The 399-nt window shown below is 67.7% G+C and carries 1 pseudogene; it reads right to left on the bottom strand.

Going from position 1 to position 399, the window contains the following annotated elements:
- Nucleotides 1–399 (bottom strand): annotated as a pseudogene (locus tag ACR6JA_RS22290) (nitrate/nitrite transporter); the annotation flags it as partial.

Raw genomic sequence — 399 nt, 5'->3', positions numbered from 1 at the left:
GCCCAGCACCGCGGCGATCATGCCGATGAAGGTGAACAGCGTGACGCGCGCCCCGCCCAGTTTGTCCGAGACCCAGCCGCCCACCGGCCGCGTCAGCGAGCCGACCAGCGGGCCCAGGAAGGCGTAGGTGGTCGGGTCGACCTGCGGGAACAGCTTCTTGGTCAGCATGGCGAAGCCGGCCGAGAAACCGATGAACGAGCCGAAGTTGCCCACGTACAGCCAGCACATCAGCCAGTTGTGCTTGCGCTTGAAGATCACCGCCTGGTCGGCGAACGAGGCGCGCGCGTCGGCGATGTCGTTCATGCCGAACCACGCGGCCAGCGAGGCCAGCGCGATGGGGATGACCCAGATGAAGCCGGCGTTCTGCAGCCACAGGCTGCGCTGCACGTCACCGGCCGT

Source organism: Cedecea sp. B1(4) (assembly GCF_059414925.1).
The sequence above is the reverse complement of the archived record's forward strand: the minus strand, read 5'-3'. Positions and strand labels throughout refer to the sequence as shown.